Source organism: Actinomadura sp. ATCC 39365 (genome assembly GCF_054392275.1).
The window spans coordinates 8,192,210-8,219,137 of the sequence record NZ_CP184335.1 but is presented as its reverse complement, the minus strand read 5'-3'; the positions used below and the strand labels follow the sequence as shown (position 1 = coordinate 8,219,137).

Annotated in this window: 12 protein-coding genes; 7 read left to right on the top strand and 5 right to left on the bottom strand. The window is 72.0% G+C overall.

Annotated features, from left to right (window positions below; all coding sequences use genetic code 11):
* Position 1: 1 nt before the first annotated feature.
* Positions 2-11,509, bottom strand: coding sequence for a Tc toxin subunit A-related protein (locus ACNF49_RS39650; RefSeq protein WP_498703871.1), 11,508 nt, complete (start codon positions 11,507-11,509; stop codon positions 2-4).
* A gap of 569 nt (positions 11,510-12,078) precedes the next feature.
* On the opposite strand from ACNF49_RS39650, the gene ACNF49_RS39645 reads away from it, so the two are divergent.
* Positions 12,079-12,402 (top strand): carboxymuconolactone decarboxylase family protein, encoded by a 324-nt coding sequence (locus ACNF49_RS39645; RefSeq protein WP_482940905.1) that lies wholly within the window; start codon positions 12,079-12,081, stop codon positions 12,400-12,402.
* 89 nt (positions 12,403-12,491) lie between these two features.
* Here the strand turns inward: ACNF49_RS39645 and ACNF49_RS39640 are convergent, their stop codons facing one another.
* On the bottom strand, positions 12,492-14,207 hold the full coding sequence (locus tag ACNF49_RS39640) for a right-handed parallel beta-helix repeat-containing protein (RefSeq protein ID WP_482940904.1): 1,716 nt from the start codon (positions 14,205-14,207) through the stop codon (positions 12,492-12,494).
* 63 nt (positions 14,208-14,270) lie between these two features.
* On the opposite strand from ACNF49_RS39640, the gene ACNF49_RS39635 reads away from it, so the two are divergent.
* Complete coding sequence (locus tag ACNF49_RS39635) at positions 14,271-15,146, top strand: TetR/AcrR family transcriptional regulator (protein WP_482940903.1); 876 nt, start codon at positions 14,271-14,273, stop codon at positions 15,144-15,146.
* Positions 15,147-15,302: 156 nt separating this feature from the next.
* Here the strand turns inward: ACNF49_RS39635 and ACNF49_RS39630 are convergent, their stop codons facing one another.
* Entirely contained in the window at positions 15,303-16,526 is a 1,224-nt protein-coding gene (locus tag ACNF49_RS39630) for an MFS transporter (protein WP_482940902.1), read from the bottom strand.
* A gap of 57 nt (positions 16,527-16,583) precedes the next feature.
* Between ACNF49_RS39630 and ACNF49_RS39625 the strand changes: the two genes are divergently transcribed.
* From ACNF49_RS39625 to ACNF49_RS39605, 5 genes are all read left to right on the top strand, one after another.
* Positions 16,584-17,600 (top strand): ArsR/SmtB family transcription factor, encoded by a 1,017-nt coding sequence (locus ACNF49_RS39625; RefSeq protein ID WP_482940901.1) that lies wholly within the window; start codon positions 16,584-16,586, stop codon positions 17,598-17,600.
* Between the two features lie 83 nt (positions 17,601-17,683).
* Positions 17,684-18,601 (top strand): ATP-binding cassette domain-containing protein, encoded by a 918-nt coding sequence (locus ACNF49_RS39620; protein WP_482940900.1) that lies wholly within the window; start codon positions 17,684-17,686, stop codon positions 18,599-18,601.
* Positions 18,598-20,154: a DUF1349 domain-containing protein gene (locus ACNF49_RS39615; protein ID WP_482940899.1), complete on the top strand. Its 1,557-nt coding sequence runs from the start codon at positions 18,598-18,600 to the stop codon at positions 20,152-20,154. Before ACNF49_RS39620 ends, ACNF49_RS39615 begins: the two co-directional genes overlap by 4 nt.
* Positions 20,151-20,915 carry an ABC transporter permease gene (locus ACNF49_RS39610; RefSeq protein WP_482940898.1) on the top strand — a complete coding sequence of 255 codons (765 nt, stop codon included), beginning with the start codon at positions 20,151-20,153 and terminating at the stop codon, positions 20,913-20,915. The genes ACNF49_RS39615 and ACNF49_RS39610 overlap by 4 nt, the downstream gene beginning before the upstream one ends.
* A 110-nt stretch (positions 20,916-21,025) precedes the next feature.
* The gene (locus ACNF49_RS39605; protein ID WP_482940897.1) at positions 21,026-21,667 is read left to right on the top strand and encodes a GNAT family N-acetyltransferase; all 642 of its coding nucleotides are present in this window, start codon (positions 21,026-21,028) and stop codon (positions 21,665-21,667) included.
* Here the strand turns inward: ACNF49_RS39605 and ACNF49_RS39600 are convergent.
* Together ACNF49_RS39600 and ACNF49_RS39595 are read right to left on the bottom strand one after the other, a co-directional pair.
* Positions 21,659-23,764 carry a prolyl oligopeptidase family serine peptidase gene (locus ACNF49_RS39600; protein WP_482940896.1) on the bottom strand — a complete coding sequence of 702 codons (2,106 nt, stop codon included), beginning with the start codon at positions 23,762-23,764 and terminating at the stop codon, positions 21,659-21,661. The genes ACNF49_RS39605 and ACNF49_RS39600 overlap by 9 nt on opposite strands.
* 257 nt (positions 23,765-24,021) lie before the next feature.
* Complete coding sequence (locus tag ACNF49_RS39595) at positions 24,022-26,922, bottom strand: AAA family ATPase (protein WP_482940895.1); 2,901 nt, start codon at positions 26,920-26,922, stop codon at positions 24,022-24,024.
* Positions 26,923-26,928: the final 6 nt, after the last annotated feature.

The following is a 26,928-nucleotide window of genomic DNA, read 5'->3' as shown; positions in this document are numbered from 1 at the left end:
GTCAGCGGGCGCGGTAGAGGAGGGCGAGTCGCAGACCCGCGAGGGCGGAGCGGTCACCGGTGAAGGTGAGCACCAGGGGAGCGGTGGCCGGGAGCCCGGGAGTGGGCAGGAGGCGGCCGTCGACCAGCGGGTTGCCGTGCACGGCGAACTGGGCGGCGCCGGACGCACCCGGGTCGTACACCGGGTAGATGCCCGTGATCTGCGGGTTGTACAGGTCCGGCAGCAGGGCGGGGGACAGGGGAAGGGTGAGAGTGTCCGTGAATGACTCCCACTGTTCGGGGAACTCCGCTGCGACGTCGATGAACCGCGCCGCGTCGTACGGCTGCAGCAGCCCCTTCACCCCGGCCGCGAACGTCTCGCCACCGTGGTCCGCCTCGTACCGCAGCGTGATTTTGGCGTCGAACAGACCGGCGGGGTGGTCGGCGGAACGCAGGCCGGGCAGTGTGAGACGCCAGGCGGAGACCGCGCCCGTGCCCTCGAACGGCAGGTAGCGGTCCTCGTCGTAACGCAGCTCGAACAGACCGTTGTTCTCCCAGCCCTCGGGCGGCTGCGACAACGCGATCTGCCGGCCCGCCCGCCAGTCGGTGCGCACGCTGCTCGGCGGCGTGCCGGTCGGGGTGAGCAGGTACTGCACGCCCTTCGGGTCGGGGGTCAGCAGGGTGTGGTGCGTGACCTGGCCGAGCGTGGCGTTGAGCGGCAACGTCGCCCCGTCCGCGCCGACGAACGTGATGGCCATGGTGCGGATCTGGCGGCGGTAGTGGCCGGGGAAGTCGCGGTCGAAGAAGCCCTCGGTGAGCGCGAACTCGCAACTGCCCGTCGTGCGCAGCGTGAGCAGCGCCACCGGATCCAGCTCCAGCAGCGAGATCTGCCGGGTGATCTCCAGTCGCCGCCCGTCCCCTGCCGCGTACGCCTGACCCAGCCGGTCCAGGTCGTGCGCGAGCAGCTGCCCGGCGAGCAGGCCCTTGCGCCTGCTGTCCCAGTGCGCGGGAGTGATCACGCCGCCGGTGGCGCCACGCTCGTACTGGTAGGCACGTTCGGCGGCACGGGCCAGGTCGGCCGCCATCCCGTAGGTCTGGAAGTACAGACCGGCGAGCCGGCCCGACATCCACTGGTACAGGTCGGCGCCGGTGAACTTCTCCCGCAGGAACGCCGTCACCGCCTCCTGGTCGGAGATCTGCTGGTGCAGGATGTCCAGTTCCCGCCGCGCGATGGCCAGCCGCGCCTCAGCGCTGGTGACCTGGTGCTCGATCTGCGCGCTCTCGTTGGTGGCGATGGCGAGCTGCAGCTGGTTGTCCTGCATGGCCCGCTCCTGCTCCGCGCGTACGCCGAGCAGCTCGCCCAGGACCGACAGCCCCTCGCCCAGCGACTCGGCGATCCCGGCGACGCTGTCCAGGGCGTCGCCGATCTCGTCGCCGCCGGCCATCGTGCCCAGGATGAACGGGCCGACCAGCACCTGCGGCGCGCCGTGCGCGACGGAGGCGCCGATCCGCAGCCCGCTGGAGGTGAAGTGGGCGGTGGACGCGGCGGCCATCATGGAGAGCTGGGCGACCTGCAGCGGCGTGACACCCGCGTCGATCACCTGCTGGAAGTGGATCATGCGCGCCCGCGCCCCGGCCAGCCCGGTCCGCAGGCCGGCGAGCGTCTCCTCGGCGTCGACGATCTGCGCTGCCTTGACGGCGCGGGTGAGCTCCAGAATGCCTGTCTCCTGGGTGGACTGCAGCATGCTGAGCGCCTCGGCGTCCTGGCGCTCCAGCACGTCCTGCAGGTTCGCCCCGAACTGGCAGACCCGGTCGGTGAGCTCCTGCGCCCTGCGGTACAGGTAGGCGAACCGGTGTTGCGGCACCTCGGCGGCCGGCGTGACGCTCACGCCGTCGAGCTCGCCCGCGTACGCGCCCGCGACCAGCGTCATCGGGTCGATGGGCGGCTCGAACAGCGGCAGCGGCCGGCTGATGCCCATGATGTCCAGCGACGCCCTGATCTTGGTCAGCCGGTCGGTGACCAGATCCCAGTAGCCGAGCAGCATGGTGTTGACCGGCGCGAAGAAGTACGGGTGCCCGATGCTGGCATGCACCCTGGCCAGCTCCCCGAACAGTTCGTCCGAGGCCGAGACCTTCTCCAGCTCGGCGAAGCCCATGGCCGCGTCCAGGGGCATCGGCCGCAGCTCCTGCGGACGCCGCCCGAGCAGGTCGTGGGCGAAGATGTACAACATCCGCGCCTCGTCCACGCTCTCCGGGGTGAAGCGCCGGTAGAGCTGGTCGCCCCAGTCGAGCAGGTTGTCGATGTACCCGGTGACCACCGCCCGCCGGTAGGCCACCGGCCGCAGCGCCGCGATCGTGTGCGGGTCGAACGGATCATCGCGGTACGCCTCCCGCAGGCTGTCCACGTCGCCTGTCACGTCGTACACGCGGGGCAGCTCCATGGCGAGCGCGAGCTCCTCACCCGGTGGCAGCGTGGCCAGCGCGGCGAGGTCCCTGCGTTGCCCGTCGGTGAGCGCCGCGCCGCCACGGAAGACCGGCACGAGCGAGTCGAGCAACGCGATCGCGCCGGCGAGCGCCGGATCCCCGTACGCCCGCAACGCGTCGGCCAGCGCGGCCGGGTCCGCGCCGAGGAAGGGCAGGAACCGCCACGGCTGACCGGGCTGCGTGGGGTCGAAGACGTACTCGTACCAGGTCCGCGCCTCGTCGAACCGCTGGGCGGCGTTGAGCGCCTGCGCGATCAGCAGCGGGGCGTGGAAGAAGATCTCCCAGTAGTAGATGCCGTTCGCGCTGGTGAAGTCCAGGTGAGACCGGCCGGGCAGCCAGGCCTTCTTGACCCGTCCCTCGCGGACCTTGATCGTGACGGCGTCGGAGCCGCCGGTGTCGAAGGCGGGCAGCTCGTCGGTCTCCTGGGTGTAGGTGTCCAGCAGCGCGGGCACGCCGCCGGCCAGCAGGCGCTGGTTCAGCTTGTACGCGGTGCTGGTGGTGAGCCTGATGATGTCGTGCGGCACCTCGGTGTACTCGTACGGGCGCGGCAGGTTGCCGCCCTTGGCGTACACGGCGTACTGGTCGCCGACGAAGAGGTACACGTCGGCGCTGGTCTCCAGGGCGCCGGTGATCCCGGCGGGCAGTTCGCCCCAGTTGCCCGCCAGGGGCCGCCACTTCCAGTCGCCGACCCTGGCGTACTCGCCGCCGCTGATCGCCCAGCCGCGGAAGACGGCCTCGACGGTATGGGTGATCGTCTGCGGGTATCCCTGGTCGACCACCTCTGGGATGCTGTACCCCGGGCCGAGGGTGTAGCGGGCGAGCCTGGTGCCGCTGGTGATGAACAGGTACGTGTCGTCGACGACCCACGCCGCGTCCACCGAGGTCCAGCCCGGCCCGTCGGACGAGGCACCCTGCTGACCCGGAGGATCGTGCGGAACCGGCAGGTCGATCCTCCCTGGCCTGCGCCCGCCGCGTGACTCGCCGCGTGACTCGCCTCGCGTCGGTTCGGGCGCGGCCGTGGCGGCCGGCTCGGCGTCGGGATCCGGCTCGACTCCAGGCCACGACGGGTCCGACGGCCGCAGCGGCTCGGTGAGACCCCAGTGCCGGGAGATGTACTTGCTCCTCTCCGCGGTGTTCGACCCCGACGCCATCTTGGTGAACCGGCCGCGCCTGCTGTTGTTGAAGAAGTAACGCGTGCCGTCGGGCAGCGTGACGGCGGCGTCCACGCGCACCCAGTTGGGCAGCCCGGTGGCCCCCTTGATCGGCGCCAGCGCGGCCGGCTCTCCCGCGGCCGGCATGATCGGCCGGCACAGGAAGCTGCCGCCCTTGTGGTCCACGCTGAACCAGGAGCCCTCGCCCATGCCGAAGCCGGCCGGCCGGTTGAACCAGATCACCGAAGCCGGGTCGATCCCGCCCGGCTCGTCGAAGATGGTCGTCACGTCGCCCGTGGGCGGCTGCACGGCGATCCCGGACACGGGCACGCTGTACAGCTCGGGAGTGAGCGCGTACGACGTGCCCATGCTGCCGCCGCCCGCCAGCGTGGCCACGTACGAGGCGATGATGGCCTGGTGGTCGCCGCCACCGGGCAGCGGGCCGGGCCGCACCGCGAGGGTGACGCCGAGTATCGGGATGTTCGTCGACGACCCGGTGGCCAGCAGCTGCGCGGGCACCCACTCCTGGTTGAGGTTGACGTAGGAGTAATAGATCTTGACCGCGTGCCGTACCGGTGCGCTCACCTGCTGGCCGGTGCCCGACTCGACGACCGCGATGGTCGTGGTGCCGGTCCGCTCGGGTGGCAGGTCCTCGACGGTGGCCCAGAACACGAAGGTCCGGTCGAAGGCTCGTACGGGCTGGACGCGGTCGGCGTCGATGCGCAGGTCCACCTTCTGCCAGGGCCGCCAGGTGGCCGACAGCTTGTCGCCGTCGCGGAAGGTGGCCGTACGGCAGTAGTAGCGCCGCGGATCGCTGCGGGTACGCCCGAACAGGACCAGGTCGCGCGCCCCCGCGTGGGCGGCGTCCACGTACCCGCCGGCGATCTCCAGCCGGGACACCTCGGTGTACTCGTCCAGGTAACGCTTGTACGCGCGCTGCGCGGTGGCGGAGGTGACGCCGCTCTGCAGCAGGTCGCTCTCCAGGTCGGCGAAGCCGGGCGTCTTGGTGTCACGCAGCTCGGGACGCAGGTAGTTCTCCGGGTACAGGTAGACCCGCCTGTTGGCCTCCCACACCCGGTAGTTCTTCATCCATGACCACCAGCGGCGCAGCCGCGCCCGTGTCTCCGGGGCGGTGAGGCCGGGCGCCTGCTCCAGGTCCAGCAGGCAGCGGTGCAGGTAGAGCTGCACGGCCGCGATCGCCTCGCGGATCCGCGAGGTGACGCCCTTGCCGCCCATGTCGACGTCGATGAGCTGCCGGTCGAACAGGTCGGTGGAGTCGGCCAGACCGGGGTCGGCCGCGAGCACGACCGACAGCAGCGCGTCGCGCCGCAGGACGCTGTCGCGTTCGCCGGTCAGGCCGGGCAGCGTGGACGGCGGCACGCCGGCCCTGCGCGCGAGCGCGAACAGCTCGCGCGCCGCCAGCACGAAGCCCATGTTCGACTCCGACGGCAGGGTGCGTTGGGCCCACATCAGCTCGGCCACGTCCCAGCCGAACAGGGCCGCCATCGTCTTGTACGGCTCCTCGTCCGCGGCCGTCAGGGCCTCGGCCGGCGCCGCGCCGAGCGCGGCGAACCGGATGATCGTGAACAGGTCGGCGAGCCGGTGGTCGGCGCCGTCGCCGAAGCCCTCGGTGATCGTGCGCACCAGGCCCGCGTCACTGACGTACGTGTCGCCGCGCACCAGGTACAGCCGTCCGGCCAGGGTGAACGCGGCGTCCACGCCGGACTCGAAGGTGGTCGGCACGGCGCCCCAGTCGTCCTTGATCGTCCGCGGGAACCCGGGGTCGGCCAGGTCCAGGACGCCTGCCGGGTCCGGGCCGCCGTCCGTCGGGCCGTCGGGTTCGATCGTGTAGCGGACGTACTGGTCGCCGCGGAAGGCGTACACCGCCTCCTCGATGGCCACCACGGCGTCCACGGTGCGGTCGAACGCGTTGCGTACCCGGCCCCACACCGGTGGCGGCGTGCCGGGGGCGTCGGCCCGCAGGTAGTTCGAACCCGCGAACAGGTGGATGCCGTGGCCGGCGAATCCCGCGTCCACCCCGTCCAGGAACGCCTCGGGCAGCGGCGAGGGCAGGGCGAGGTCGTCGGCGAGCCGGGCGAAGATCGCCCGTGGGTAGCCCTCGTCGGGCCGGATGTACTCGTTGCCCGTGTAGCGGCTGTAGCGCCCGCCGGACAGCAGGTAGGTGCGCTCGCCGACGATCAGGGCGGCGTCGAGCGGGCCGCCCAGCGGACGGGTCCGTCCGGCGAGATCCTCGTAGTCGGCCTGGTAACCGGCCTCGTCGCCCGCGGCGAAGGCGGTCTCGAGCACCGCCTCCTGCCCGGCCGAGACCACGTGGCAGCGGCCGCCCATGAACAGGTAGAGGCTGCGCCGCCCGGTGACGGCGGCGTCCACGCTGGTCAGGGCGTCCTCGAAGGACTCGGCCAGCCCCGGAAACTCTTTCCGGAAATTTCGGGACATGGGCTTGGGGTAGCCGGGGTCGGCGTAGGCGTACTCCTCCGTGGAGTATCGCGCGTACCGGTCGCCGCTGATCAGGTACGTGCGCCCCGCCCAGGTGAACGCCGCGTCCACCCGCCAGAACGACTCGCCGGCCGGTTTGGTGAGCGGGCCGAAGGCGCCGTCGGCGTAACGACGGTACTGCTCGCCGAAGCAGAAGTAGGTCGCCCCGTCGCCGCCGACGTACGCGCCGGTCAGCGTGCCCTCGAAGCCCCGCCAGAGCCGGCCGATCGGCCGCGGCGCCGACCCGTCGGGCAGCGTGTACGTCAGCCCGGACAGCAGCACCAGCGAGTCGCCCACCGGCAGCACCGCCCGGGGCACCTCGTCGGCGTTCCAGTACGACGCGTCGGTGACCTGCGGATACCCGGGATCGGGCGCGGTGTAGTCGCGGCCCGAGTAGACCACGTACCGCATGAACCCGTTCTCGTCGGGCCGCTCGAACAGGTAGGTCGCATCCTGCCACACGTACGCGATCGAGACGCTGGTCAGACCGCCCCACGTCGCGGCGATGCGGTGTGGCCGTCCGCCGTCCACCGTGTACTGGTCGCCGCTGAACAGGTAGGTACGCCGGTCGCGCCCGGTGAACCCGGCCTCCACCGCGCCGAGCCCGCGCGGCCTGCCCCACGCCTCGGCGATCGGGTACTCGCGATCGACGAGCGTGTCGTAGCAGGCGTCGCCCTTGAACACGTACGTGACGCCGTCGGTGCCGCGCAGGACCGCGTCCAGGCCGGTGCGGAACCGCTCGGGCAGCTCGCGCAGCAGCCTGGGCCTGGCCGGGCCGCTCACCGCGCCCAGCCCTTCCACCGACCCCTGCCGCCGCCAGCCGTTCGGCCTCTCGACGATCAGCTGACCGTCCTCCACGAAGGCACATGACACCCCGGGCACGTCGTAGGTCCGGTGCAGCGCGTCGGACACCACATGACAGGTGTGCTCGCGGAACAGGTAGACGTTCCCCCGATCGGCGAAGGCCGCGTCCACCGCGTCCAGCTCCACCGTCAGCCTGCCCAGCCGCGGCTCCTCCTTCAGGTCGGAGAGCGCGCGCGGATAGCCGAGGTCGGGGGTGGTGCCGGTGTAGCGGATGAACTGGTCACCCGAGAACAGATAGGTGTGCTCGTCCACCTGCAGCGCCGCGTCCACCCGCCCGGTACGCGCCAGATTGTTGCGCGTGCGCCCCCAGAAGGCGGCCACCGGCGCGGGGTAGCTGTCGTCGGTCCTGCTGTAGTCACCGCTCGAGTACCGTACGTACTGCTCGCCCGAGAACACATAGGTGCGCCCGTCGCGTCCGGTGAACGCCGCGTCCACCGAGGCGAACGGCACGCTGTCCCACTGCTCGGACAGCTTCCGCGGCGCCGACCACCAGCGCCGCCGCGCGTCGAACTCGACGTACCGGTCGCCGCGGAACAGGTGAGTCCGCCCGTCGGCCGAGGTGAAGACCGCGTCGACCTCCGGACCGAACGCGTCAGGCAGGTTCCACCAGTTGCCGGGCAGCGGCTGCGGATAGCCCTCGTCAGGCTTGGTGTAGTCCGCGGTCGAGTAACGCACGAACCGGCCGCCGCCGAACAGGTACGTCTCGCCGTCCAGCACGAAAGCGGCGTCGACGCTGGTCAGGCCGCCCCAGTCGGCGGCGATCCCGCGTGGGTGGCCGAGGTCCACGCGCGAGTAGTCCGTGCCGGAGTAACGCAGGTACGTCCCGCCGCTGAACAGGTACGTCCGCCCGTCCAGGCCGACGAACGCCGCGTCGACCCGGCCACTGGGGAACGCGGCAGGCATGTTCCCCCACCGCTGCGTGGTCGGCACGATCCGCGCGTCGCCGGTCAGCGCGACGGTACGGCCGTCCTTGAACAGGTGGACGACGCGGCCCGCGTCGGCGAAGGCCGCCTCGATGTCGCTCTCGAACTCGGCGGGCACACCGGGGAACTGCGTCTCGATCTTCACCGGGTAGCCGTCGTCGGCCTGCGCGCCCTCGTTCTCCAGTGACGCCGTGTGCAGGGCGACGCGGTCGCCGCGGAAGACGTACACGCCGGTGGGGTCGGCGTACGCGGCGTCCACCAGCCCGTCGAAGCCCTGCCCGTCGAACCCCGGCGCGCCGGGCTCCTCCCCGTCGTCGGCACGGGCCCCGCGCCAGAATCCCGCCTCGTCGCCGAAGGCGTGGAACGCGCCGTCCCGGCCGAAGAACCCGGGCTCGCCGAACTCCGCCGCGGGACGCGGGAACCCCTCGTCCACCACGCTGAAGTTCCCGGTGGAGTAACGCACGTACTGATCTCCGCAGAACAGGTAGGTCCGCCCGTCGTCGTCCACCAGCGCGGCGGTGATCTTCCCGCCGCCGGCGAACTCGTCGCGGAAGCGTCCCCAGACCTGCTCGTGGGCCACCCATCGCGTGCTGCCTGGCTCGCGCACGTACGCCCGCGCGCCGCTCACCAGCCAGTCGGCCCCCGCCGGGTGCCTGAACGCGGCCTCCACCCGGGCCAGCCCCGGCACGAGCGTGGCCAGGGGCGCGGTGCTCGCGAGCTTTCCCTCGTGGAAGCGCCAGTATCGCTCGCCGCGGAAGACGTACACGTCTCCGTCCGCGCTCTCCAGCACCGCGTCGATGCCGTCGGCCTGGTCGGGCAGCGCCAGCGGCTCGGGGTAACGCCCGGCCAGCCGCAGGTCGCCGAAGGCGAGCGCGACCCGGCGCTCGTCCAGGCCGAGTTTGGCGGCCAGCCTGGCGAACGCCCTGATGCGCCGGTACGCCGTCGTCGGCGGCTCCAGCAGGTCGGTCAGCTCGGCGCCGACCCCGGCGCAGATCGCGGTGACGACCGTGGCGGGCACGCCCAGCGTGTCCTGCGCGACCGCCAGCAGCGCCGCCGACTGCGCCTCCTCCTGCGTGACGAGCACCGCCTCGATCTCCGCGACGGCCTCCTGGGTCGCCACGGCGACCGCGTTCAGCAGGCCGAAGACCTGCGCGCTGTAGTCCGCGACGCCCGGCAGGTAGAACTCGACCACGCTGTTGGGCTCGGCGAAGAACGACAGGCGATCCTCGGGCACAGCCAGCTCTTCGTCCAGGTCCCCGCCCTGGATCAGCGCGTCCAGGACGACCTGCGCCCCGGCCTCCTCCAGCCCGAGCGCGTTCAGCGACGCACCGTCGAGCCGGTAGGGCCGCTGCTCCTCCGCGATGGCCCGCAGCCGCTCCTCGACGACCGGATCGTCCCACTCGCCCGCGTCGATGATCCGCCGCCCGACGGCCGACTCGGCGATCTCGACGAAGGCCTCCGGCGGGAAGAGGCAGACCCGCGCCCACAGCTCGGCGACCTGCTCCTGCATGATCGCCAGAACGTCCGCCTTGTACGGCTCGAACTCGGCGGACAGCGCGAAGTCCTCCGCCACCAGCTCGGTCACCGCCTCCTTGTCGCGGTAGTTCCCTTCGCCGTCGATGAACCCGTTGTACTTCAGGTTCGCCAGCAGCCCGTCAGGGGCCGCACCCAGATCGATCTTCAGCGGCTCCTTCAGATAGGCCTGGCCGCCGGCCCTGATCAGCTCGATGACGTCGGCCGCGACGTCATCGAGGTCGGCGTTCAGCTCGCCGATGGCGGCGTCCAGCACCACGCCCTCGGCGTCGATGTAGCCGTTGTAGACGAGGTTGTCGTACAGCTCGGCGCGCTGGGCGATCGACAGCCCGGTCAGCTCCTCCAGGTGCGACGGATAACACATGTCGCCCAGCTCGCCGAACAGCTCGGCCACCTTGTCATGGTGCGGGGAGAAGTCCGTGGCCAGCTCCGACGGGACCTCGACCAGCTCGCCGTCCGCCGTGAGGTTGCCACGGAGCACCAGGTTGGTGAAGATCTTGACGGCCAGCCGGTCACCCAGCCCCAGCCCGGCGAAGTCGGCCGGCGTGATCTGCGCCATCCCGATCAGGGCCGCGTACGCGTCGGCGGGCCCGTCCCAGATCGCCCGGGACGCGCGCTCGCTGAACCGGTCCGACACGAACATCCGCGGCCCCGGCGCCACCAGCGCCAGCGCCTCGCCGAGCGCGGCGGCGAACTCCTCCTCGCCCTCGACGGGCTCGCCCGGCACGGCCTCCTGCGCAGGACCCCCTGCGAACTCGGCCAGGTCCTGAGCCGACAGTCCGCCGTCACGCATCCACCGCACCACCAGCGGCAACGCCTGCGCCAGCCATAACCCCGCCCCCGCCTCGGGCATGGCCAAGATCCGCCTGCAGTCGCCCCGCGTGCGTGGCGTCGCGAACGGCATGGTGAACGGCACCGCGAACGGCACGGTGATCGATCCGTCCAGCAGCCGCAGCAGGTCGAACAGCTCGTCCGCGGTGAGTCCGAGCACCGTCATCAGCCGCGCCGCCCGGTGCAGCGCCGACGGCCCGGCCTCGCCGGTGACCACCTCGCCGAAGCGCGCACGCAGCCGTTCCAGCTCCGCGGCCCCGATCCCGAGTGCCTCCGCTACCGTGACCCCGGCGAACGTACGGACCTCCAGCTCGGCCGGCATCGGCGCGGCCAGGCTCACCGTGACGTCCATGGGCAGCCCGAGTGAGCGGCTGACGTGCACGGCCGCTGCCAGCACGCCCAGCGCCGCCGCGTCCAGCCGGTTCTTGCAGCAGCCGCTCAGCACGAGGTCCAGGTCCTCGAACGACAGCCCCGCCCGCCGCGCCAGACGGACGAACCGGTTGAACCGGTCCAGCCAGCCGAGCAGCTCGGCGCCGCCTGGCAGGCTCAGCCGCCCGTCGGCCACGGTGACGGCCGCGCCGCCCTGCCTGACGAACGCCGCGCCGAGTACCCCGGTCAGCTCGACCTCCGACAGCCCCGCCGTCCGGCGCAGCCGCGCCGGGTCCGCCAGCACGCCGAGCTGCTCGGCCTTCCCCGCCGCGTCCTTTCCCACCTGGAAGGACGCCCGCAGCTCGGCCTCCACCGGCCGCGAGGTCGTGACCACGCGGACCACCTCGGGCGACAGGCCGAGGAACCGCTCAGCCAGCTCCTTCGCCTGCGCGCCCAACAGCCGCGGAATCTCGTCCCGCCCGACGTCGTGCCTCTTCAGGAACGTTCCAAGCTCTTCGTAGGCGAGGTCGAACGGCTTGTCGAACGGGAAGGGCATCGTCTTCATGCGCTCGTACGGGTCCGGGCCCGCCAGCCGTTCGAGTATCTCGACCACGATGTCGAGGTACGGGAGCTCGGTGGTCGTGTGCTCGGCGTCCAGCGGGATCTCCCGGATGTCGGGCCGCCGCTCGTGCAGCCGAGCCCCGTCGGCGTCGACCTCCTCGTCCAGCAGCCGCAGCAGATCGGCCAGGTACGCCGCCGGCGAATTCACCGTCCGCGCCTCGTCCCCCGGCCGGAAGTCCAGTTCACCGAACAGCAGCTGGTAGTTGGGCAGGCTGTCGCCGACTCGCATGTGAATACCCTCCGAATCGCGGGCGCGCAGGGCAGGCCGGCGGCGCCGCGTACAGGTGAAGTCGTCCCGGAGATGGAGAATGGGTTTCGACAGCGGGAAAGACCGTTGTGCGGTGAATCCGTCGTCGTCCCGGTAGCCGCCCCCCTTGGCGCGACCGTCAACAGCCAGGCCCCCGACAGCACTGGCTCAAAGCGCCGCCCGGCCTCGTCACGGCAACGCACCGGACTGGGACAGGCAGTAGCAACAATGCATCGACTTCAAAGTCAGGTCAATGCGTGACAGCGCCGCAGATTCCGCGAATTTCATCGCGCGCTTGTCAGCCGCTGCGGGCTCGTTCTCGGACGGGGCCCGCGACCCCGGCCCGACTGACGCGGGCCGCGCCTCAGCACATCGACGGGATGCGGGTGAACGGGTTCACCACCGGGGACGGCGGCTGCGGCTGGGCGGGCGCCTGGTGGTCTGCTGCGGCGGATCGGGCGTGGGCTCCGGTGGTTTCCCCGTGCTTCCGGCGGGTGTCGAGTGGGGCACTGAGCCGTCGTGGGTTGGGCAGAAGGGTGTCCGAGCCCGTCAACGATCACTTCAGGAACCGGAGTCGTCATATGCCCACGCAGTCCGCACCGCAGGAGCCGGCGGAGATCGCGCCCAAGCTCGTCGAGGTCACCGACCAGGTCCTGTTCGGCGACATCTGGGAACGTCCCGGGCCCTCGCCGCGCGACCGCAGCATGGTCACCGTCGGCGTGCTGGCCGCCCTGTACCGGAGCGAGCAGCTCGGCCACCACCTCGACGTGGCCCTGGACAACGGGCTCACCGTCGAGGAGCTGTCCGAGACGATCACCCACCTGGCCTTCTACACGGGCTGGCCCAACGCCATGACCGCCATCACCCTGCTGCAGAAGATCGCCGACGAGCGCGGCGGCGGCTGACCGGCCTTCCGGGACGCCCCCGCCACAGGCTCGCCGCCCACCGTGACGGGCCCGGCCGGGACGGCTGATCCCGGCCGGGCGTCCGTTCGTCAGAGGGCGCGGCGCGGGCCCGCCTGGGCGCGGATGGCGGTGGTCGCGGCGATCAGTTCCTGCTCGTCCTTGATGGTGCGGTTCTCCTCGTACGTGACTCCGGGTGGCGGGGCGTCGTGGCCGAGCGGGTCGGCGTCCCAGAAGTTGCCCCGGTAGACGACGTTCTCCAGCGGCGGGCCCACGTGCAGGACCGCCGTGTTGTCGGCGCGCGCGACGACGTTCTCCTCCACCCGCACCCAGGAGGCGCCGTAGTCGGTGTAGAGCCCGAAGTTGTACGGCGTGCGGGTGTCCTCGATGACGTTGCCCAGCACCAGCGCCCCGTCGTCATGGGAACCGCCCTGCGGCCCCGACACGTACACGCCGCCGCCGTCGGCCAGCACCCGCATGGTGTCGACGGTCCGGTTGCGTACGATCCGGGTGCCCTCGCCGGGCCCGGCGGTGATCCCGCAGTGCGGCACGTCCCTGACCTCGTTGTGCGCGACGACGCATCCGGACGTCCCCATCACCGCGATCCCCGGCGATCCCGGATATTCGAGCCCGACGCCGCGTACCAGGTTGTCCTCGATCACCGTGCCCCGGCTGCCCGTCACCACGACGGCCCCCGCCGAGAGCATGTCGAAGTCGCAGCCGCGCACGACGTGCCCCTCGCCGCCGGACACCCCCAGCCCGGACGCCCCCAGCCTGGTGAACCGGCACCCGTCGATCACCACGTCCGAGCAGTCCTCGAACGCGACGCAGGCGGGAATCGTCACGGAAGCCGTGGGATACGTCACGGACGCACCCTCGCCCAGCTCCGCCACGCCGACGCCGCCGCCCTCGTAGAAGCCGCTGCCGTGATAGTGCACGAAGCCCTCGGGACGGCTCGGGCGCAACCAGGTCGCCTCGGCGAACGTCAGACCGCGGAAGGTCACCCGCCGCGCGCCGGACCCGCGTACCAGGGTCTCCAGCGCCGGGGCGACCACCCGCGTACGGGCCGGGTCCTCGCCGGGGCGGGGCAGGTAGCGCAGCACGTGGTGGCCCGGCCGTGAGCGGTCGAGCACGAACGTGCCCGGCTCGCGCAGGAAGCTCGGGTCGTTCTCGATCCTGGTGGGCAGGCCGGGCCCGGCGGAGGTGGTGCCCTCCCAGGTGGAGTTGTACAGCTCGGAGGCCCATCCGAAGGCGGGCGTCGCCATGGTGATCACGGTCCGGTCGCCGTCTCGGGCGACGTCCGCGACGGGCAGGCGGCCCTCGGTCCACGGGTACACGCCGCGGTGGACGAACTCCACGTCGCGCGGGCTGGTCCAGGCCAGCGGCGCGGCGCTGTCGGTGACGTAGCCCGTGGCGGTCGCGGCCGGGGACGAACCGGGCAGCCCCTCGATCCCGGCGCGGGCGGCGCGGCGGCCGTCCACGTAGAGCTGGCGGGTCTCCAGGTCGCCGACGTCGGCCAGCCAGACGCCGTCGCGCACCTGCCAGCCGGTGATCGTCCGGCCGCCGCTCAGCACGGCGTCCTCCTGGCCGGGGGTGCCGTGGCCGTACGCCTGGTAGACGGTGCCCGAGTCGGCCTCGGTGAGCTCCAGCGGCTCGCCCAGCACGTGGACGCCGCCCCTGAGGTGGATGACGGACTCCCCGCCGGACGCCCTGGCGGCCTCGCGGGCGCGTCCGGGGGTGGCGAAGGGGCGTTCGAGGGAGCCGGGCCAGGAGTCGTCCCCGCCGGGTGCGACATGGAAGTGGAACACAGGTATCCCCTTTGCTGTTTATGGCGTACACGGAGTAATACACCATAAACGAGGGAGGTGCCAATGGCGCGAGGTGTGGCGGGGGACCCGGACCACGGGGTCGAGCTGCTGTGGCGGGACGCGGAACGGGAGCCGCGGCCCGGCCTCAGCCTGGGCCGGATCGTGCGGGCCGCGGTCGAGCTGGCCGACGCCGAGGGCCTGGAAGGGTTGTCGATGCGCAAGGTCGCCGACCGGCTGGGCTTCACGACCATGTCCCTCTACCGCCATGTACCCGGCCGCGCCCAGCTCGTGGACCTGATGCGCGACGAAGTGCTGGGCGAAGCCCTCGTCGCCGCCCGGGACGCAGCCCCGGACGCCGCCCCGGACGCCGATGGCGGCTGGCGGGGGCGGCTGGAGGAGGCGGCCCGGCGGGCGTGGGAGCTCCGCATGCGCCACCCTTGGCTGGCCGAGGTGCGCGGCTCCCGCCACCTGCCGGGCCCGAACGCGGTCGCCCACTACGACCGCATGCTCGGCGCGCTGACCGGCACCGCGCTGCGGCCGTCCGAGGTGGTCGCGGTGGTCGGCCTGCTCGGCCGGTTCGTGGACGCCGAGGCGCTGGTCCTGGCCGAGACCCGGCGCGAGGAACGCCGCAGCGGCGTGTCCGAGCAGGAGTGGTGGGGCGCCCGCGACTCCCTGTACGAACGCCTCGACCGCTATCCCGCCCTCTCGCGCCTGTGGGAGACGGGCGGCTGGGACGACCCGGAGGACTCCTTCACGTTCGGCCTGCGCCGCCTCCTGGACGGCGTCGAGGTGCTGATCCGAGAGCGTGACGAAAACCGTGACGAAAGATGCCCCGAGTGTGGCACCCCACTGGAAACCGCCCCCTCGGGCCGCCCTCGCGTCTACTGCGCGCGGGCCTGCCAGCAACGCGCCTACCGCAAGCGCAGGTCGGCCGACTGACCCAACCCGGTGTTCAGGGCGATCATGAACACAGCCACCGACGCGGAAACCCCGTGGCTCTTCCCCGGACGCAGGGTCCTGGTGCCTCAAGCCCTGGTTTCCGCGTTCAGGTCACCCGATCATCGACTCCTACCGGTCTCGCAGCTTCATACCTCGCTAGGCGGCGGGGATCGTCACAGCTGCGTGCCGGGCCACCGCGGCGGCGCCCGCGCCGGCCAGGACGAAGATGGCTGCCAGACCGGCCCAGCCCGCGGTGCCGTGTTCGACGGCGGTGGTGGCGAGGATCGGGGAGACCATGGCGGCGATCGCGTAGCCGGTCTGACTGAGGCCCTGGTAGGCGCCGGCGCTGCGCTGGTCGGCCAGTTCGAAGGCCATGCCCCAGCCGCCCGCCTCGCCCAGGATCTCACCCATGGTGTGGGCGAACGCGGCCAGGACGAACAGGACGCAGGCGACGAACACGTTTCCGTGGCCGGCCAGGGCGTACAGACCGCATGCCGTCGCGAGCAGCCATGACGCGCGCCTGACCGTGCGCCCGGCCTTGCGCACGTCGTCGGTGCCGCGCGAGGCGCGCACCTGGAGGGCGGCCACGACCACGGTGTTGAGGACGAGCAGCACGGAGACGATGGCGGTGGGCGCGTCGGTGGTGGCCACCCAGAGCGGCATGCCGACGGTCAGCAGGCCGAACTGCGTGGCCACCACGGTGTTGCACACCACGCTCGCGATGTACGTACGGTCCCTGAGCGGCGAAGGCCCGGCGGACGCGGTGCGCTCCCTGACGGCGGTCATCCTGGCGGCGAGCTCCGGCACCTGACGCCCGAGCCCGGCCAGCGGCACGGTGGCCGCAAGCAGCAGGACGCCGGCGGCGACCACCGCCACACGGTACGCCGACGCGGTGCTCATCAGGAGCGCCGCCGCGGCGGCCACAGTGCCCAGGCCGATGAAGACGTTCGTGACCACGCGCATCCGGGCCCGAACCGCGACCCGCTCCGGCCCGGTGTACCACCGCGCCAGCATCGCCTGTTTCGACGAGGACCCCACCGAACGCGTGATCACGGCCAGGCAGGCGATCAGGGTGAACACGACGGCGTCGGAGACGAACGTGTAGGCGAGCAGCGCAACCCCGTTGAGCCCCGTCGCCACCGCCTGGACGCGGTGCGCGCCCACCCGGTCAGCCAGCCACCCTCCCGCGTACGAGGCCAGCACCCCGGTGCCGCCCGCGATGCCCAGCCCGAGCCCCACTGTGGTCGCGCTGAGCCCGATGACGAGCGTGAAGTACAGCGTGCTGACGGTGTAGAAGACGCCGCTGGAGAGCGCGAACGCCATCGTGCTGAGGGTCAGCGAGCGGGCGACGCGGTCATGGGGGAAGAACGTCTGGATCACGGGGGTCTTTATCCCGCGATAGGGCCTTTGTCGCCAATTGATGTAGCGTATGGCTTCATGGCGGGGCTGATCGAGTACGAGCTCGCGGGGATGGACGTGGCCGACGTCCGCTTCGCCATCTCGCCGCTCAACGAGCTCACGCTGTCGTTGCGCACGTTCCGCGACCCTGGGCGCTATCCCGTGCACCTGCCCTGGCTGCGCCGCACGGAGCAGGCCCGATCCGCACTGGACGTGCCCCTGCTGCAAGCGCTCACCAACGACGACATGTGGACACCGGACTACCTGTCACCCCGCCCCCACGCCCCGCTCACCCGCATCGACGACGAACTCGCCACAGTCGCCCGCGTCCCGGTGGACCGGGTGCTCGACGACCTGCGCGCCATCCACCCCCGGCTGCCCGAGCCGCTGCGCGGCGACCCGTCCGCCCGCATCCTGGACGCGCTGCGCGACTACTGGCGCACCTGCTTCGCCCCCTGGTGGCCCCGGATGCGCGCGGTCCTGCAGGCCGACGTGGTCCACCGCGGCCAGGTCATCTCGGCCCACGGCCTGGCCGCGATGTTCGCCGACCTCAGCGAGCGCGTTCAGTTGCAGGACGGCGTCCTACGCATGCGGCTGATCAGCGACGCCCGCTACCGGCGCTCCACCAGCGGCGAGGGCCTCACCCTGGTCCCGACCCTCTTCGGCCGGGCCGCCACCGTTCCCATCTCCCCGTCCGAGCCCCCTTTGATCACGTACGGCACTCGGGGCGTCGGCACGCTCTGGCAGCCGGAGGCCCGTCCCTCCCCGGCGGTGCTCACCGACCTTCTGGGCGCCTCCCGGGCCGGGCTGCTCACCATGCTCGAGACCCCCGCCTCATCGACCGAGCTCGCCGGCCGCCTGGGCGTCACTCCTTCGGCCGTGAACCAGCACCTGCGCACCCTCCGCGCCGCCGGCCTCCTCGCCAGCGCACGCCACGGCCGCTCGGTCCTCTATCTGCGCTCGGAACTCGGCGACGCCCTCGTCACCGGATCAGGACCCCGGGCCGTCGGCGATGACCGCGGCTCGGAGGACGCCGCCCGCCCCGGCCCTTATTGAGCCGCGTGGCCGTGCCGGACCTGACAGTGGTGTGACAGCCTCTGTTCGGCCCGTGTTAGGGCCGGGTCCGTACAACCGATCGCATGCAGGCAACCATCGAAGTCAGCGGGCTGCGCAAACGGTTCGGCCCGACCCTGGCGCTGGACGGCATGTCGTTCACCGTGCTGCCCGGCCAGGTCACCGGGTTCGTCGGCCCCAACGGGGCGGGCAAGTCCACCACGATGCGGGTGATCCTCGGCCTGGACGCGGCCGATGAGGGCCACGCGCTGATCGGCGGACGGCCGTACACCAGCCTGCGCAACCCGCTCACCCACGTCGGCGCGCTGCTGGACGCCGGGGCGCTGCAGCCGAGCCGCACCGCGCGCAACCACCTGCTGTGGCTGGCCCACTCCCAGGGCCTGGACGGCAGGCGGGTCGAGGAGGTGCTCCAGCAGGTGGGGATGCAGTCCGCCGCCCGGCGCAGGGCGGGCGGCTTCTCGCTGGGCATGCGCCAGCGGCTCGGCATCGCGGCCGCGCTGCTCGGGGACCCGCCGGTGCTCATGCTGGACGAGCCGGTCAACGGCCTGGATCCCGAGGGCATCGTGTGGATGCGCGGCTTCCTGCGGTCGCTGGCCGGTGAGGGGCGGGCCGTGCTGGTGTCCAGCCATCTGATGAGCGAACTGGAGGACACCGCCGACCATCTCGTGGTGGTGGGCAAGGGCCGCGTCATCGCCGACACCAGCGTGGCCGATCTCATCACGACCGCCTCCCGCGGCCGGGTCACCCTGCGTACGACGGCGCGCGCGGCGGCGATGTCGGTGCTGGGCCAGGCCGGCGCCACGATGGCCGTGACCGATCGCGACACGATCGCCGTCTCAGGGCTGCCGCCGGAGCACATCGTGGCGGTACTCAACGCGGGCGGGGTGCGGTTCTCCGAGGTGGCGGCGCACCGGGTGACGCTGGAGCAGGCATACATGGACCTCACCGCCGATGCGGTCGAATACCGGGGGACGGCTCGATGAGCACTCGCTCTCAACGCCCCGCCGGGCGCGGGGGCTTCGGGCGTCTGCTGCGCTCCGAGTGGATCAAATTCAGGACGGTACGCGGCTGGGTTGTCGCCATGACCGCGGCGGCGCTGGTCACCGTGCTGCTCGGGCTGCTGTCGGCCGCCAGCAGCCACGCCTCCTGCAACTCCGGTCCGGTCGAGGTCGCCTGCCCGCCGCCGCTGGTGGGTCCGGGCGGCGAAGCGGTGGACGACAAGTTCTACTTCGTGCACCGGCCGCTGGCCGGGGACGGCAGCATCACCGTCCGCCTCACCTCCATGACCGGCCAGATCCGTAAGCCCGACGTCAGCCCGGGGCAGCGCAACGTGGTTCCCGGCCTGGTGCCGTGGGCGAAGGCCGGCGTCATGATCAAGGAGAGCACCGAGCAGGGCTCCGCCTACGCGGCGGTGATGATGACCGGCGCGCACGGCGTGCGGATGCAGCACAACTTCACCCACGACACGGCCGGCCGGCCGGGCGGCGTCTCCCGGGAATCGCCGCGCCGGCTGCGGCTGACCCGCGCCGGCGACACCGTCACCGGGTACGAGTCCGCCGACGGCACGAACTGGACCCAGATCGGCACCGCAACCCTGGCCGGACTACCGCAGACCGTACAGGTCGGGCTGTTCGCAACCTCCCCAGGGGATCTGACGGTCACGCAGGGGGATCTCGGCGGGTCCGTCGCGGCGGCCCGCTTCACCGAAGCCACCGGCGAGTTCGACCAGGTCGAGCTGCAGGGCAACACGCCCGGCTCGTGGCGCAACGACGACATCGGCGTCACCATCGCGCCCGACGGGGCCGAGCACCACCCGGGCCGCGCCGGCCGGTCCGGCGGCACCTTCTCCGTCACCGGCGTCGGCGACATCGCGCCGACCATCGAGGGCGCGACCCCCGAACGTCCCCTCAGCAGCGCGCTGACCGGCCTGATTCTCGTGATCGTGGTGGCGGTCATGTTCATCACCGCCGAGTACCGGCACGGCCTGATCCGGACGACCCTGCTGGCCGGCCCGCGCCGCGGCCGGACGCTGGCGGCCAAGGCGCTGGCGCTCGGCCTGGTCACCTTCGCCGCCGCCCTGCCTGCCACCGCGATCACGTTCACGGTCGGCGGGCGGATCCTGCGCGACAACGGCAACGCCGTTCTCCCGGTGTCCCCGCTCACCCAGGTGCGCATCGTGGTCGGCATGGCGGCGCTGTTCGCGCTGGCCGCCGTGCTCGCCCTCGCCCTCGGCGCGCTGCTGCGGCGCAGCGTCGCGGCGGTCATCACCGCCATCGCGGTGATCGTGGTCCCGCACGTCCTCGCCACCACCTCGGTCCTGCCCGACAGCGCGGCGCAATGGCTGCTGCGCCTCACCCCGGCGGCCGGCTTCGCCATCCAGCAGAGCGTCCCGCAGTACGCGCACGTGCTCGGCCACTACGCGCCCATCGCCGGGTTCCACCCGCTGCCGCCGTGGGCCGGCCTGGCCGTGCTGGCCGGCTATACCGCGCTCGCCCTCGGCTCGGCCGTCCTTCGACTCCGCGGGAGGGACGCATGAGAGAGCACCTGCATGCGGAGTGGACGAAACTCCGTACCCAGGCCGGCACCGGCTGGCTGCTGCTCGCGATCGTGGTGCTGACCGTCGCCGTCAGCGTCGCGGCCTGCGCCGTCGTGTCCTGTGCCGCGGAAGGTTGCGGCTACGACCCCGCCAAGATCGGCCTGTTCGGGGTCCAGGTGAGCCAGGCGGTCGTCGCCATCCTGGCCGTGCCGGCGATCACCGGCGAATACGGCACCGGCATGATCAGCCTCACCCTGACCGCCATGCCGCGCCGGACCGGCGTCCTGGCCGCGAAGGCGATCGTTCTGACCGGCTTGACCCTGATCGCCGGGAGCGTCGCCGTGCTCGCCTCCGCGCTGGCCGCGCGGCCTGTTCTGCTCGACAACGGATTCCCCGCCGACATGCTCCTCCTCACCAGCGGTCCCATGCTGCGCGCCGCCGTCGGCTCGGTCCTCTACCTGGCGCTGATCGCCCTGTTCAGCCTGGGGGTCGCCACCGCCGTACGGGACTCCGCCACCGCCATCGGGGTCGTGCTCGGCCTGCTCTATCTCTTCCCCGCCCTCATCCTCATGATCGCCGACGATGACTGGCAGCGGCTTCTCTGGCAGATCTCCCCGATGAACGCCGGGCTCGCCGTCCAGGCCACCACCAATCTCGCCGGCCTCCCCCTCAGCCCATGGGCCGGCCTGAGCGTACTCGCCGCATGGGCCACCGCGGCGCTCCTGGGCGGCGGGCTGCTCCTACGGATGCGCGACGCATAGCCGTCAGTCGGATCACCGCCGGCACCGCAGCACTCGCCGGTGCGTTGCCGGCGAAGGTCGGTGACCAGTAGGTTCGCGCCACCAAGGTTCGAGGAGAAGGGATTGCTGAAGTGCTCACGCTGGCGGCGGTCGCCGAAGACCCGCTCGTCCTGACGCGTCGCCTGAACCTGAAGGACGGTTCGGAGGTCGTCTTCCGACCGCTGATGCACACTGACGCGGAGCGTCTTGCAACCTTCCTGGAGGGGCTGTCGGCCGAATCGCGGCGACTGAGCACCTTCGACGGGTACGACCTCGAGGCTGCCCGGCAGCTGTGTGACGCGATCGCGCGCTACGACAAGCTCAGGCTGGTGCTTGAGGACGTGCCGTCCGGCAGGATCGTCGGACTCGTCGAATTCAGTCTGGAGCTCCACCCGTCGGACATCGCCCGCTACCAGGAGGCCGGCATCCCCCTGGCGGCGACGGACTGCCGCTTCGGGCCCACTCTGGCCGACGACCACCAGGGGAGAGGGGTGGGAACGCAGATCTTCCCGCTCATCGCGGACATCGCACGGCATTTCGGCAGGACGAGAATCATTTTGTTCGGCGGCGTTCTCGTCGACAACCCACGCGCCGTTCGCTACTACGAGAAGCACGGCTTCCAGCTGGTCGGCTCCTTCACCGGAAGTGACGGCGCACAGTCGTTCGACATGATCCTGGACCTGCGCCCGCCGCGACATGACGAAGGGCCCACTGCTCAGTCGTACTCATCGTGACGCCTCGAAGGCGTGCAACAGGAAGGCCAGCACGTCGGCGAGCAGGGCATGTTCCTGCTCTCGGGTCGAGCCGGCGCCGTGACCGCCGTGCTCCTCGACACGCAGCAGCACCGGCCGGCCGGAGGCGCTGGCCGCCTGCAGGCGGGCGGCCAGCTTCGCCGGCTGCCACGGCGGCACCCGCGCGTCGCGACGTCCGGTGGTCAGCAGCACCGCCGGGTACGGGACGCCGTCCTCGACCCGCAGGTAGGCATCGGCGATCAGCAGACCGCGCAGGCCCTCCTCGGTGGTGACGCTGCCGAACTCCGGCACGTGGATCGGCCCGTTCTCGCTGAACTCGGTCCGTGTGGCGTTGACCGTCGGCACCTGCATCACCATGGCGGCCCACAGTTCCGGCCGGCGCACCAGCGCGCCGCCAGTGGGGATGCCGCCGGCGCTGACGCCCTCGCCCGCCAGCCGTCCCTGCCGGGTGTAGCCCAGGGCGATGAGGTGCTCGGCGCAGTCGATGAAGTCCGTGATGGTGGCCTCCTTGCGCAGGCCACGCCCGGCCTCGTGCCACTCCCGGCCAAAGGCGCCGCCACCGCGCAGGTGCGCCACGGCGTAGACGCCGCCACGCTCGTACCAGGCGAGCATCTCCGGACGGAACTCCGGCAGCTCGGACATGCCATGGGAGCCGTAGCCGGTGAGCAGGACCGGGTTGTCGCCGTCCAGCACCACGTCCTTGTGGTGGATGACGGTGAGCGGGATCGGTGTGCCGTCCCTCGCGGGCACGTGCAGGGTGCGGGCGTGCACGTCGCCGAAGTCGACCGGTGAGCGGGGCGCCAGGCCGGTGTCCTGGAGGGTTTCGCCGTCGTAGCGGTAGAGCCGCGGCGCGTCTGTCCAACCGGTCGCCAGCAGCAGGGCCTCGGGCCGTTCCGGGTGGGTGGTCAACTCCCAGACGGCGCCCTCCACCGGCATTGGGAGGTCGGCGGGCTCGCCGCCGGACAGGGGCGCTTGCCGTACCCGATGGACGCCACCGTCGAGATCGCGCACCAGCAGCCGGTCGCCGACGACGCGCACCGCCTCCACCACGCGCTCACCCGCGGGCACGACCACCCGGGCTCGGGACAGATCCGGTACGGCAAACGGAACGGCGAGCACGTGGGAGCGGGGCGCGTCCCGATGGGAGACCAGATAGAGGGTGTCGTGGCTGGTGGCGAAGGCGGTCACACCGTCCGCCACGTCCGCTGCCTTCCGCCACGGGCAGGTGGCCGGATCGGCGAGCCCGGCTCGTGGCGCCACGTACAGCGAGCAGTCGCTCAACTGCTCGCTGGTCCAGGGGCCGAGTGCGCCGCGGGAGACGATCGCCAGCATCCACTCACCGCGCGGCGGCACCACAAGGAAGGGCCGATCCTGCGGGGTCAGCTCGACGTGGGGGTTGAGCCCGCGCGCCAGCACGACCTCGTCCCGCGCCGGGTCGGTGCCCAGCCGATGCAGGAAGGATCGGCTGTCCAGACGGCGCTCCTCGGGCGGAGCGCCCGCCGGAGGAGCCGCGAAGCGGTGGTAGACGAACGACCGGCCGTCCTCCAGCCAGCTCAGGAAGGCGAAGCGCGTCGTGGGCGGGATCGTCTCCAGGACGGCGCCGGAGCCGACGTCAATGACCTGGATCGTGCTTTCCTCCGACCCGGACGGGAAGACGGCGCAGGCGACGTGGCGGCCGTCGGGAGAGGGCACGTACCAGGCGATGGCGTGGTGCGCCGCGCCGGGCACGGTGTCCGGGTCGAACAGGACCCTGCTCGCTCCCTCGGGCTCACGCACCATCAGCACGAGTACGCCGGCGCCTGGTTCGCGCGCCAGGTAGAAGATCCTGTCGCCCGCCGGCGTGAAGTGCGAGTACTGCGGGAGCGCGCCGCCCAGCTCGCGGATCCGGGTCAGCAGCTCCTCCCGGCGGGGCAGGGTGTCCAGTTGCTCGCGGGCATGTCCTGCCTGGCCGTCGAGCCAGCGGTGGAACTCCTGGCCGTCCGCCTCCATCCACCGGTAGGCATCGTCGAGCGTGATGCCGTGGTGAACGTCGCGCACCACGTCCACTCGGGCGACCGGGGGCCCGCTGATGTCGGTCATCCGCATGATCATAGGCGACGCTCGCGAAGCCGGATGAGCTGGTGAGGGCGACCGAGATCGCCCCGTGCCGTCGCGCTCGGCCATGCGAGTCGACGACGCGGCCACATCCGCCCTGGCCTGGCCTGTGCCGCAGGCCGAGTGGCAGCAGGTGGGCCGTTACTGGCCGATCCCGTCGGGACGACTGCCTGAAGAGCTTGAGGCGACTCAAGCACGTCCGGGCCCCTGCTCGGCCGACAGCCGGGGGCGCGGCGGGTGGGCTACGGCTCCCCGAGGTTGCGCAGCAGGGCGCTCTCCAGGTGGGCGGGGATGTCGGCCAGCCGCCAGCCCTCCCGCTCGGCGCGGCGGGCCAGGTCCTCGTGCAGCTCGGCGCTCACCGGGACGACCTGGTGCCGCGAGTCGAGGATGGGCTGGTACTTGCGGCGGATCTCGTGGTCCTGGCGGCGGATGAAGTCGAGCAGCCCCTCATGGTCGTGCGTCAGATCGGTGACCGCGAGCACCGCGCGGTCGGCGAGCCAGGCGGGCATCGGGTAGTGCGCCGTGACCTCCTCGGCCACCCCGGCGGCGTCGGCACGGCCGTCGTCCTCCCCGGGCGGCGGAAAGGCGCCTGCGAGCACGACCAGCAGCCGGTCGGTGGGGAAGCCGCCGGGCAGGGGACGGCCCTCGACGAGGGGCCTGACCACGCCCGTCAGCGCCCGCCCCGAGTGCCCGCCGAGCAGGACGTCGACGCCGTCCACCAGCACGACACCCCGGTGGATCGCCGCCGGCCGGCCCGAGGAGCGGGAGACCAGCTCCTCGACGATCTCCGTCACCCACCACGGCTGCCCGCCGCCTTCGTTGACCGCCTCCGCGTCGCCCGCGGTCAGCGCGGCCCCGTCCAGCACCGCCCATGGCACGTCCCAGACCTCGGCCAGCGCCCTGACCAGGGCGGTGCGCTGGCCGGTGCGCGGGTCGACCAGGACGACGCACTGGCGGGCGGCGTCGCCGCCGGGAGAGCCGTAGTGCCTGCTGCTGACCACCGCCAGGGTCTCCCTGGCGCGGACGGCCCCCGGCAGCAGGTCGCCGAGCTTCCTCGCCACCTGGTGCGGCGTCAGCGGGCGGCCGCCGGCGGACGGGGAGACCAGGGCGGCGGTGTTCAGCCCCCTGCCCACCAGCGCCGCGTCGACGATCAGCGGCGGCGCGCCGGGCTCGGGCCGCTCGAACATCGTGGCGGCCAGCGCGTTCTCCAGGACGCCGCGCAGCCCGCGCGCCCCGACGCCGCGCAGGAGCGCCTCCTCGGCGACGCGCTCGACGCCGTCCTGGGTGAAGACCGTGCCCTTCCTGCCCTGGAGGGCCAGCAGTTCGGCGTACTCGTGGGTGAGGCCGTTGTGCTCGTTCTGCAGGATCTTGACCAGCTCGGCGTGGCCGAGGGGGAGCGTGGCGGTGATCACCGGGAAGCGGCCGACCAGCTCGGGCAGGAAACCGTACTCGATGACGTCCTCGGGCAGGATGTGGTCCATGAGCGCGGCCCGGTCGCCCAGGGCGTTCTCGGGCAGGCTGAGCCTGCGGGCCACGTGCTCGGCGAGTCCGTTGAAGGCGCCGAGGCACACGAAGAGCACGTTCTTGGTGTCGAACTGGTAGAAGTCGAGATTGGCCGACAGCTCCGAGCCGCCCTTGGGCACGTCCACCACCGACCCCTCGACGAGCTTGAGCAGCTCCTGCTGCACGGCCCCGCTGGAGGCTCTGCTGCGCTCGCCGTGCCCGAGGGCGAGCTTGTCGAACTCGTCGACGCAGACGATGCCGTACTCCGCCCGGCGCAGGTTGAAGGAGCTGGCGATCAGCAGCCGGTAGAGCATCTTCTCCACCGTCGTCCCGCCGTAGCCGGTGCTGCTCAGCACGGTCGCGTTGGTGATGACGAACGGCACGTCGAGGAGGCGGGCGATGGTCTCGACCAGCATCGTCTTGCCGGTGCCCGTCGGGCCGAGCATCATCACGTTCGCCTTGCGGATGGCCACCGGCGGCGCCTCGAACCGGTTGGCCATCGTCAGCCGCAGGTAGTGGTTGCCGACCGCGACGGCCAGCCGCTCCTTGGCGGTGCGCTGGCCCTCGATCCTGCTGTCCAGGTGCCGCACGATGTCGGGCGGGTCGCGCAGGTCCACGCGCGGCAGGATGCGCGTCTTGGCGTCGATGAAGTCGTCCAGCGTCAGCCGCGTGGCCGCGCGGGCGCTCGCGGCGGCGGCCGCCCAGTGGACGAGCTGCCGCAGCTCGGCGCCGGTGAACCCGGCGACCCCCGCGGCGATGGCCTTGAGGTCCACCGCCGCGGTGAGGTCGTGCTCGGCCAGCAGCAACCGCAGGATGTCGGCGCGCTGCGCCTCGTCCGGCGGCTCCAGGTCGATGCGCAGGCCGAAGCGGGCCGGGGCGAACAGCGCCCGGTCGATCACCCGGGGCCTGCTGGTGGCCGCGATGACGTAGACCCTGCCGTTGGCGCCGAGGTCGTCCATGGCCGTCATCAGCTGCGCCATCGTGCGGTGGGCCTCGGACTCGCCGCCGACGCCGGAGCCGGGCTCGCTGCTGCGCTCGACGGCGATCAGGTCGATCTGGTCGATGAAGACGACGACCGGGCTGCCGCTCCCGGCGCTCCTGCTCGCCTCCTGGAAGGCCTGTCGCATCCGGCTGGAGCCCATGCCGATGAGGATCTCGTGGAACTCGGCGCCCGAGTAGGCGTACAGGCGGACGTTCGCCTCACCGGCGACGGCCCGGGCGAGGACGGTCTTGCCGCATCCGGACGGCCCGGTGACGAGGACCGCGCGGGGCACGTCCGCGCCCAGCTTGCCGTGCGGCTTGCGCAGCCAGGCCACGACCGGTTCGAGCTGTGCCTTCACTTCGTCGAGCCCGCCGAGCCGGTCGAAGCGCTCGTCCGGTTTCTCCGCCGGCCGGCCGAGGGTCTGCCCCTGTTTAGGCTGGTTGGCGGCGAGCTGTTGCAGGCCGCCCGCCAGCATCCTGATCGCCAGCCCGACGAAGATCAGCGGAAGGCTCACCGCCAGGACCAGCGCCCACGGCACGCCGAGCAGCCAGGTGACCGCCGTGCCGACCCAGGTCCCCACGTTGCGCCATTCGCCGCTGAACAGCAGGTAGAACGCGAACGCGAGAGCGGGCACCGCCAACGACCGCAGGAACTTCACAGGGGC

Excerpts from the sequence above, each read along its gene's own strand:
- ACNF49_RS39635 (WP_482940903.1), top strand. The coding sequence starts at position 14,271 with ATGGCGCGAGGTGTGGCGGGGGACCCGGACCACGGGGTCGAGCTGCTG.
- ACNF49_RS39620 (WP_482940900.1), top strand. The coding sequence starts at position 17,684 with ATGCAGGCAACCATCGAAGTCAGCGGGCTGCGCAAACGGTTCGGCCCG.
- ACNF49_RS39610 (WP_482940898.1), top strand. The coding sequence starts at position 20,151 with ATGAGAGAGCACCTGCATGCGGAGTGGACGAAACTCCGTACCCAGGCC.
- ACNF49_RS39615 (WP_482940899.1), top strand. The coding sequence starts at position 18,598 with ATGAGCACTCGCTCTCAACGCCCCGCCGGGCGCGGGGGCTTCGGGCGT.
- ACNF49_RS39600 (WP_482940896.1), bottom strand. The coding sequence starts at position 23,764 with ATGACCGACATCAGCGGGCCCCCGGTCGCCCGAGTGGACGTGGTGCGC.
- ACNF49_RS39645 (WP_482940905.1), top strand. The coding sequence starts at position 12,079 with ATGCCCACGCAGTCCGCACCGCAGGAGCCGGCGGAGATCGCGCCCAAG.
- ACNF49_RS39625 (WP_482940901.1), top strand. The coding sequence starts at position 16,584 with ATGGCGGGGCTGATCGAGTACGAGCTCGCGGGGATGGACGTGGCCGAC.